Below are 9,038 nucleotides of genomic sequence, written 5' to 3'. Positions count from 1 at the left end.
GAAGGCATTCGACGATCGGATATCTGAGCCCTATGGAGTTCGAACGGAAGGTCGGATTAGCTTAAGCCGGTGTCAACAGAACCGGGTGCAGCTCAGTCTCCCTTAATAGCCGAGTGAGAATCGTGTTCGCATTGATAATGTCGCTTGCGGGACAATGCGGCGAGTCAAACCGGTATGACCTCGGCGGTTTAAACTGACCACTATGCCATGATGATCCAAAGTAAATTTCTGCTGCGCGCCTATTCAGTTCGTAGGGCTCATCCTTTGCAAGAAGTTCCCAAACACACTCTCGAACTGTGAGGCCGATCTTCAGTTTCTTCTCTGGGTCGCCAGAGGGACTCAGTCCAAGACCTTGGTGCGTTATTACTTCGATGAGCCCCTTGGAATGTAAACTGGCAGCAACCGCGGGGAAAAACTTCGATGTTGCGTAGAAGCGATCGATCCGACCAAGGCTCTCGCCTTGAGGAAAGAGCGACAGGACTTTTAGGAGATTGAATTCCTTCTGTGTCGCCGCCTCAGCACCTACGGAAAGAGAGCGAATTGCGAGCACGAGAGCAACGGGCGCCTTCGACGAGGTTGGGTTGGGCTCTGCAAAATCTACATCTGAGCTTACGAGGTCAGATAGAGAGACGACTTGGAGTTCCACCAAGGCTTGATCAATCCGGCTGGGTATGCCTTCCGTATATCTATGAAGCTGATCTATCGCGTGTTGTGTGGCGGGAAGCACTCCCCCATTTGGATGGTCGACGATGTAGTTGCGTAGATCAGCTGCGTCTAGAGCACTTATTTGGACGATCGGAATTGAGGACACACTAGGACGACGATGACTGCGAAGGATTACGAAAATCGTCGGGCAAGACTCGAGAACTAAGTTCACAAGCTTCTCCAGCTCACTCACCGAGGGGCTCTCGGATGAGTTTGGGCTCTGAAGAACGTTGTCGAGCAGCAGCAGCGACGCGCCGCTCTCGGACAATAGCTGGCAAAATCGTTCGAAATTGAACCCCTGATTTTGTTTCAACAAACCAGAGAACTGATCTCCGTCTATGAATTCGCTGAGGTCAATCTGTGCCCTTCAGTGTCGGATTTTGATTTGACAGTTCCTATGAAGCCGTCTTCTCCCAGCCCCCACTCAGCAACGATCCAGCAGGCTTTTTGATTTTTGAGAGCGTCGATAGTCAGCTTCTGCTCAACATTTCTAACATTGGCGTGAGCCGGCGAACGTAGGAAAGATATTTCCAGCTCACTAAGTGAATCTTGTATCGAGCCGACGTGAGGGATGATGTTGAGCTGCGCTTCTGCCTGTTGCGTGATCGCCCGACCGCGTAGGTTGAGCGGCAGTCGAAAGGACTGATCCAGATCTAGTTTGAAAGCATTTTCAGACGCGATGTTGTAGCCGCCTGCAGCAGCGGGATAAGACTTTCGCGGCCAAATTTGGAGCGTCCCCTTGTCGCTCGTGTGAAAACGAACTGCGGAATAGCCGTGTGACCGATCAAACTTACCCCGTACCTTCGTTAAACCAAATGTGGAGATGCCTTGTAACTCGATGCGCGGAGCCGCCCCGCCGCTTGACCCGAGCCTAGCGGCGGCTTCGTGCATATGACCAAAGATGTGCGCTGCGAATCGGCCTGGTGGGTTGATTTCGCCAAGCCAATATTCAAGGCTTTGTTCATGCAGCCAGTCAGGGGGCTGGTGCGTAAGCAGAAGATTCAGATCATTCTGTGCGCACCATCGATCGGCATCGTTATCGGTAACCGCAAGTAATTGCTTCACGTCGACGTGCAGTTGCCCCTTAAAGTCTTCGTTGTTTATCTGGAGCCACGTCGAATTCAACGCGACGATTCCGATACGCAGTCCGCCTCTTTCTATGATGTAGGACTGATCGCCCGGAAGAAGGCCGGGCTTTCCAGTTTTGATGCGAAAATTCAGGTTCGCTGCATCCGAGATCCAATTTGAGTACTGCTCAAACATTTTATCGATAGTTAGCCGATATTCGTTGTTTCGATCGGCAAAGAATTCGGCTTGAACGTCAGGCTCGTCCCACCAGCGACGCAAAGTACGCACCGCAGAACTTATCTGCGGACGTTTTAAGTCATGATTTCCCGGGAGCACGACTAGCTCCGGGGAGCACCCCAATTCAGCGAATCGCTGCCACAACTCGGACAAGATGGCGTTGAGCTTCTCGTATTCCGGCTTTGTTCCACTTTGCACGAGATCACCGGAAAAAATGACTAAATCCCACCCCCCACTCAGCTGGTAGGCCTTCGCCAAATCCTCGAATAGTGCGCTCTTAAGAGTTGGCCAAAGCCAGTCTTGATTCTGCATCCCAACGTGCAGATCCGTAAGGTGAAGCCAGCCGAAGCTTTGGGGCGAAATGTTCGAGGCTTGATCCGTCAAAATCGTGGCTCCGCTCTTGGTCATGCAAGCAATAAAATGTACGCGAGCATAACGTAAAGAGAAACCCTGGCGCGCATCGCGTCCAGCTGTCAACAATTAGCAGCGTCGAAGGTCGTCCGCATGCCGAGATCTTGTCGGGACGGGCGCCAGTGCTAGAGGTCAAGCCTCTGCCTCTTGGAGCCTGAGAAATCGCTAGCTTTAGCTGATCGATAGACGCCGGCGTGCTGGATTCCCGCCGAAGCATATCATAGGCTCGCTGAAGGCGAGCCCGCTGGCGAGACATCGCAGGACGGGGCCTAGTTCCCGGTCACCCGAAAACGCAGCGGCTTGGGGCCGACGAGCGTCAGCACGTCGCCCTGACGCTTCCAGGTCTCGGCGCTGCCGAGCGCCGCGACGAGATCGTCGTCGGCCTGGGCCCTGGCCGGCGGACAGGAGCGGTCCTGGATCTGGCCGGGGACGAAGATCACGGTGTTGCCGGCGACCGAGAACTGGCCCTTGCCGCCCTTGCACCAGAGCTCCAGCAAGACTTCGCCATTGTCGCCGATCTCGATGTTCGGAATCCGCTTCGAGCCCGGCTGCGGCAACGCCTCCAGCGTCATCTCGGTGCCGAACGGAAAACCGTCCTCTGCACGCGCGAGCGTGGACATCGCGAGCATTGCAACCGTCGCACATGCCATCTGCTTGAGCGAAACCATGAGACCTCTCGACCAATCTGATTTGCCGCACCTTCTATAAGACGGCGGCGCCGTTGAGAAGGTTCGCACGCACGTAAAAATCCCCGCGGGGACGAATCCGCGGGGATTTGCTTCGAAGCGAAATGTGACCTGCTACTTCAGCACCATCGCCGTGAACGGCCAGACATAGGCCTGCAACGTCACGAACACGCCGACCAACGAGGCCAGCACGATCGAGTGCCAGAACACGAAGCGCAGGATCGTGCCTTCGTGGCCGTACCAATTCGTCGCAGTGGACGCGACCACGATCGACTGGGCGTCGATCATCTTGCCCATCACGCCGCCGGACGAGTTCGCCGCGGCCATCAGGATCGGCGACAGGCCAAGCTGCTCGGAGGTGATCTTCTGAAGATTTCCGAACAGAACGTTGGAAGCGGTATCCGATCCCGTCAGCGCCACGCCCAACCAGCCGAGCAGCGTGCCGAAGAAGGGATAGAGCACGCCGGTTGCAGCAAAGGCGAGGCCGAGCGTCGCATCCACGCCGGAGAGCCGCGTCAGCGTGCCGATCGCGAGCATCGCCGAGATCGTGATCAGCGAGATCGCGCACAGCCGGATGGTGCGGCCGTATTCCGTCAAGAGCCGGCCAGGACCGACGCCCATCAGGAAGCCTGAGATGATCGCCGCGATCAGCATGCCCGTGCCGGTGAAGGACAGGTAGGTGAAGCCGAACACCGCACTCTCTTTCGTCGGCCCCGGTGCGACCGGCGGCATCTTGTTGATCATCTGATGCAGCTCGGGAACGGGGTAGTTCCAGGTGAAGATCGAGTTCGCCCAGGTCTTGAAGGCACCGTTGCCCCAGATCAGCATCACGATGCAGACGATGATCCAAGGCAGCAGCGCGCTGAACATCTCGCTCTGGGTGAGCGGCGTCTTGTCGAGGGGTTTTGCGGCCGCCATGGTGGAGGTCGATTCATCACGGCTGCGCAGCGCCGGCGACAGCCAGAGCTGCCTGGGCTGCCACACCTTCAGGAACAGGATCAGCGCGCCCATCGAGATCAGCGACGCGCCGATGTCGACGATCCAGGGGTTGACGAAGTTCGAGATCACGAATTGCGGGACTGCGAACGACACGCCGGTGACGAGAACCGCCGGCCACACGTCCTTCATGCCCCTCCAGCCCGCGAACGCCCACACCACCCAGAACGGCACGATCAGCGAGAAGATCGGCAACTGCCGTCCGACCATCGCGCCGAGGATGTAGGGATCGAGCCCGGTGACCGAAGCGAGGCCCTGGATCGGCGTGCCCAGCGCGCCAAAGGCGACCGGTGCTGTGTTGGCGATCAGCGACAGGCCGGAGGCCGCGAGCGGCGAGAAGCCGAGGCCGATCAGCACGGCACCGGTGATCGCGACCGGGGTACCGAAGCCCGAAGCACCCTCGAAGAAGGCGCCGAACGAGAACGCGATCAGCAGCAATTGCAGCCGCCGATCCTCGGTGACCCCGCCGACCGCGCGCTTGAGCAATTCGAAGCGTCCGGTGGTCACCGTCACCTGGTAAAGGAATATGACGTTGAGAACGATCCAGCCGATCGGAAAGAAACCGGTGACGATGCCCAGCACCGAAGCGCGGATCGACATGTTGGCCGGCATGGTGAAGACGAAGATCGCGATCAGATTGGCCACGATCACGGCGATGATCGCCGCAATATGAGCCTGGACGCGCCCGCTCGCGATCAGGACCAGTAGTGTGACGACAGGGACTGCCGCCGCGATCGTCGACAGCACAGGGCTGTGCAACGGGTCATAGACTTGATTCCACATGGTCTTCCTCCCCCACGCATGTGTGCGGCAGGCGGCCCGCGTGGACAGCCGATCCTGCTCGACGCTGAAGCGATAACCCCCGAGTTGAACGCGAATTCCTCGCGAATGCAGCGGTTCCCCTCCCGCTCACAAGCCCGCGAAATCCCGAAGCACCCCACCCCGCGCCGTTGAGGCCCATGCTAGGGTTGCAAGCTGCGACAAGCCAACGCAAATTGCAGAACCTGCGACTTTAGTCTAAGCGCGCCCGTTTCCGCCGTCGCGCCCCAAATCTTTGGCCCCGGGCAGTTGTGCACATCCCCTCAGGAGATCCAGCTCTGTGAAGAACATCCGCGCCACGCTCGCGATCGTCTGGCGAATCGCCATCCCCTATTTCCGGTCCGAGGACAAATGGGCCGGCCGCGGCCTCTTGGCCGCGGTGATCGCGATGGAGCTGGCACTGGTCGCGATCGACGTGCTGGTAAACCAGTGGCAGAACCGGTTCTACAGTGCGCTCCAGAATAGCGACTGGGATGCCTTCGTCACGCAGATCTGGATCTTCGTCGGCCTCGCCTCCGCCTTCATCGCGCTGGCGGTCTACAAGCTGTACCTGAACCAGTGGCTCCAGATCCGCTGGCGGCAATGGCTGACCCGGCACTATCTGGGCGAATGGCTGCAAGGCGCCACCCATTACCGCATGCAGCTCAAGGGCGATGCGGCCGACAACCCGGACCAGCGCATCACCGAGGACGTCAAGAACTTCGTCGAGCAGACCCTGACCATCGGGCTCGGCCTGCTCTCGTCGATCGTGACGCTGTTCTCCTTCGTGATCATCCTCTGGGGCCTGTCCAACGCTGCGCCGCTGCACCTGTTCGGCGCCGACCTCATGATCCCCGGCTATCTGTGCTGGGGCGCGCTGGTTTACGCGATCTTCGGCACCGCGCTGACGCACTGGATCGGCGCGCCGCTGGTCAATCTCAATTTCGAACAGCAGCGCTATGAGGCCGACTTCCGCTTCAACCTCGTCCGCGTCCGCGAGAACTCCGAGCAGATCGCGCTGCTCAAGGGCGAAGGCGCCGAGCGCGGCCGCCTGCTGGAGCGCTTCGGCTTCGTGATCGGCAATTGGTACGCCATCATGAGCCGTACCAAGCGCCTCACCGCGTTCACCGCGAGCTATCAGCAGGCCGCCGTGATCTTTCCCTACGTGCTGGTGGCGCCGGCCTTCTTCGCCAAGAAGATTCAGCTTGGCGACATGATGCAGACCGCCTCCGCCTTCTCAAGCGTGCAGGGCGCACTGTCGTTCTTCGTCACGGCGTACCGGTCGCTGGCGGAATGGCGCTCGATCGTCGCGCGCCTCGACGGATTCGAGATGTCGGTCGATGCGGCCGCGAACCTGCCGCCGCACGAGCCGGCGATTGCCCTCGAGCCCGCCGGCGTCAATCGCACTATCGCACTCGAACAGCTCTGCGTGAACCTGCCGAGCGGCACGCCGCTGGTCACCGCCGACGCCTTCTCCATCCAGACGTCGGAGCGCGTGCTGGTGACCGGACCGTCAGGCTCCGGCAAGTCGACGCTGTTCCGGGCCATCGCCGGCATCTGGCCGTTCGGCACCGGCACCATCTTCGTCCCGGAAAAGGCGAAGCTGATGATGCTCCCCCAGCGCCCGTATTTCCCGGTCGGCGTGCTGCGCGACGCCGTGGTCTATCCGGCCGCGCCGGGCGCATTCGAAACCGCACGCGTCAGGGACACGCTGATCGCGGTCGGGCTGCCCGACCTCGCCGAGCGACTCGAGGAGGAAGGCCACTGGAATCGGATGCTGTCGCTGGGCGAGCAGCAGCGCCTCGGGCTCGCCCGCGCGCTGCTGCACGCGCCGGACTACCTGTTCCTGGACGAAGCCACGGCCTCGCTGGACGAACCGTCCGAAGCCCGGCTGTACCGGCTGCTGACGGAGAAGCTGCCACAGGCCACCCTCGTCTCCATCGGCCACCGCTCGACACTCGACGCCTTCCATACCCGCAAGGTAACGATGGTGAAGCACGGCGCGATCCACGTTCTCGGTGACAGTGGCGCGCCGGTCGAGAAGGAGCCGAGCGCGGCGCGCTGAGGCGCAACGGCGATGGCCCGCGGGCTATCGCTTTCAAACGACCGATGGGCGGCTTCCGTGCGGCCCATCCTTCGAGACGCCCGCCTCTGGCGGGCCCTCAGGATGAGGTCCTGCCCCGCGGCGAAATCCCAACCCTCATGGTGAGGAGCGCCGCCTTACGGCGCGTCTCGAACCATGAAGGCCACGCCCTTTCGCAGACCCCAACCCAAAGCAAAGGGCGGCAGGTTGCCCTGCCGCCCTTATCTAGTCGCTTCGGGAAGAAGCTTACTTCAGGTTGCTCATCGCCGTCAGGTCGAACGACAGCTTGGCAATGCCGGCCGCGCCGCACCAGTTGGAGCCGGCGCCGCCCGGATTGATCGCGGTGACGTTGGTGGTGCCGGTGGCGTTGAAGGCGCTGGTGAAGGCGTTGCAGTCACCCTTGTTCAGGTCGGTGTCGGAGTAACGCAAGTCCAGCGTGAACACCTTGTAGGTGAAGCCGATGCCGATATTCCAGGTGTTGTAGTCCTTGTAGGGGATACCGTTGGCGAAAACGGTGCCGACACCGGTGCCGTAGAAGGCGTCCGAGGTACCGAACCACTGCCGGCCGAATTCACCCGACACGTACATGCCCATGCCGGAGGCGCCGAAGGCTGTGCTGGGCGCCGTGTACTTGGCGGTCAACGAAGCGTAATTGCCCCAGGCACCCGAGTTCAGGAAATTCGGCGAGTAATACTCGGTCGCGCCGACCGTGAAGCTGTCGTTGATGGTGTAGTTCACCTTGCCGTAGACTTCGACGAAGCTGACGTCCTTCTTCATGACGTTGCCGTCGGCGAGGAAGATCGTGGTCGTGCTGACGCCGCAGACGTTGCCGCCGGGAATGCCGCCGGTGAGCACGTTGTCGGCGCAGCTGCCGCCCGGATACAGGTAGCCCCAGACACCAATGTCGAAGGCGAAGGCGCCGAAGGTCGGGCGGATACCGCCGTAGATATCGACTTCAGCAGCGGCGCGATTGGCGAACGAAATGCTCTCCGCGGACACGCCGACGTAGAGCTGGAGGTCCTTGTTGACGTTGTAGCGCGGCTCGAAATAGGCCGCGACTGACGGCTTGTGGTTCGACTGCGTGACGCCGCGGAAGATGTAGTCGCTCATGATGGCGCCGCCGAAGGCGATATCCCAGGGGTCAAACGCAACCACCAGCGGGGCCTTCTTGGCCTTCACCGCCATGTCTGCCGCGAAAGCCGAACCCGTCACCATTGCCAGCGCCGTTGCCAACAAAGCCACTTTTTTCATTTCGATCCCCATCACCAGTTCTAAGACCCTAGTCGGATCCCGGAAGCCCCCCGGAACGCACGACCTGATTGCAAATTTCGTAACCGCGGCAATTTGGATGGGGTGACGTGAACCGTGAAGCAAATATCGCAGGCATCTGCCGACTTTTTGGGCGTTCTGACGATTCCACGAAAGGTTGTCAGCCTGTGTGTCTTCCCGATCACATCATTTGCATTGCAAAGGGCACAGACATGCCCGGGTTAGTACGGGACCCGCGGTACCGTGCTGTCCGCGCTACGAATCAGGCTGCTCCCGGACAAGACAATCTCCGCGCGCCGTCGCGCCGATGCAAAAAGGCCGCAGCATCACCGCTGCGGCCTTCCTGTTGTCGATCATGGTCGTCGGATTGGATCCAGCCTTTGGCCTAACCTTGTCCCTCAGCCGGCGTCGCTTCCGCAGAAGACGAAGGCATCGCCCAGCTTGTCTCGGCGGCAGGCTCGGGAGCCGGAGCTGCTGGCGTTGACGGCTTCGGCGCGGGAGCTGCCTTCGCCTTCTTCGGTGCCGCTTTCTTGGCAGCCTTCTTAGGCGCAGCCGGCTTAGCTACCTTCTTGGCCGACTTCTTTGCGGCCTTCTTCGGCGCGGCCTTCTTCGCTGATTTCTTGGTGGCTTTCTTGGCAGACTTCTTCGCGGACTTCTTGGCTGCCTTCTTTGCGGACTTCTTCGCCGCTACAGCCTTCTTGGCCTTTTTGGCCTTCTTGCTTTTCTTCTTCTTCGCTTTCGCCATCGTGGTCCTCCTGTTGCCGCCGAACAATGGTCGATCGGGC

General features: G+C 60.3%; 7 protein-coding genes. 1 reads left to right on the top strand and 6 read right to left on the bottom strand.

The genetic code is table 11. From position 1 onward, the window contains the following. Positions 1–61 precede the first annotated feature (61 nt). The 4 genes from ABIB06_RS34245 to ABIB06_RS34230 form a co-directional block, all read right to left on the bottom strand. Entirely contained in the window at positions 62–898 is an 837-nt protein-coding gene (locus ABIB06_RS34245) for a hypothetical protein (protein ID WP_354069940.1), read from the bottom strand. Positions 899–1,041: 143 nt separating this feature from the next. After that, complete coding sequence (locus ABIB06_RS34240) at positions 1,042–2,394, bottom strand: metallophosphoesterase family protein (protein ID WP_354069938.1); 1,353 nt, start codon at positions 2,392–2,394, stop codon at positions 1,042–1,044. A gap of 296 nt (positions 2,395–2,690) precedes the next feature. Continuing rightward, on the bottom strand, positions 2,691–3,089 hold the full coding sequence (locus ABIB06_RS34235; protein WP_354052225.1) for an META domain-containing protein: 399 nt from the start codon (positions 3,087–3,089) through the stop codon (positions 2,691–2,693). Between the two features lie 132 nt (positions 3,090–3,221). Next, positions 3,222–4,886, bottom strand: a complete 1,665-nt coding sequence (locus tag ABIB06_RS34230) for an L-lactate permease (protein WP_354052227.1) — start codon at positions 4,884–4,886, stop codon at positions 3,222–3,224. Positions 4,887–5,202: 316 nt separating this feature from the next. On the opposite strand from ABIB06_RS34230, the gene ABIB06_RS34225 reads away from it, so the two are divergent. After that, positions 5,203–6,966: an ABC transporter ATP-binding protein/permease gene (locus ABIB06_RS34225; protein WP_354052228.1), complete on the top strand. Its 1,764-nt coding sequence runs from the start codon at positions 5,203–5,205 to the stop codon at positions 6,964–6,966. A 264-nt stretch (positions 6,967–7,230) separates the two neighbouring features. On the opposite strand, the gene ABIB06_RS34220 is transcribed toward ABIB06_RS34225, so the two are convergent. Both ABIB06_RS34220 and ABIB06_RS34215 read right to left on the bottom strand, forming a co-directional pair. Then, positions 7,231–8,235, bottom strand: coding sequence for a TorF family putative porin (locus ABIB06_RS34220; protein ID WP_354052230.1), 1,005 nt, complete (start codon positions 8,233–8,235; stop codon positions 7,231–7,233). 403 nt (positions 8,236–8,638) lie between these two features. Then, positions 8,639–8,998 (bottom strand): histone, encoded by a 360-nt coding sequence (locus tag ABIB06_RS34215; RefSeq protein ID WP_354052232.1) that lies wholly within the window; start codon positions 8,996–8,998, stop codon positions 8,639–8,641. Positions 8,999–9,038 lie beyond the last annotated feature (40 nt).

This window comes from Bradyrhizobium sp. LB8.2, assembly GCF_040548035.1.
Taxonomy (GTDB): Bacteria; Pseudomonadota; Alphaproteobacteria; order Rhizobiales; family Xanthobacteraceae; genus Bradyrhizobium.
Note: the sequence above shows the minus strand (reverse complement) of the source record. Positions and strands in the feature narration are given on the sequence as shown.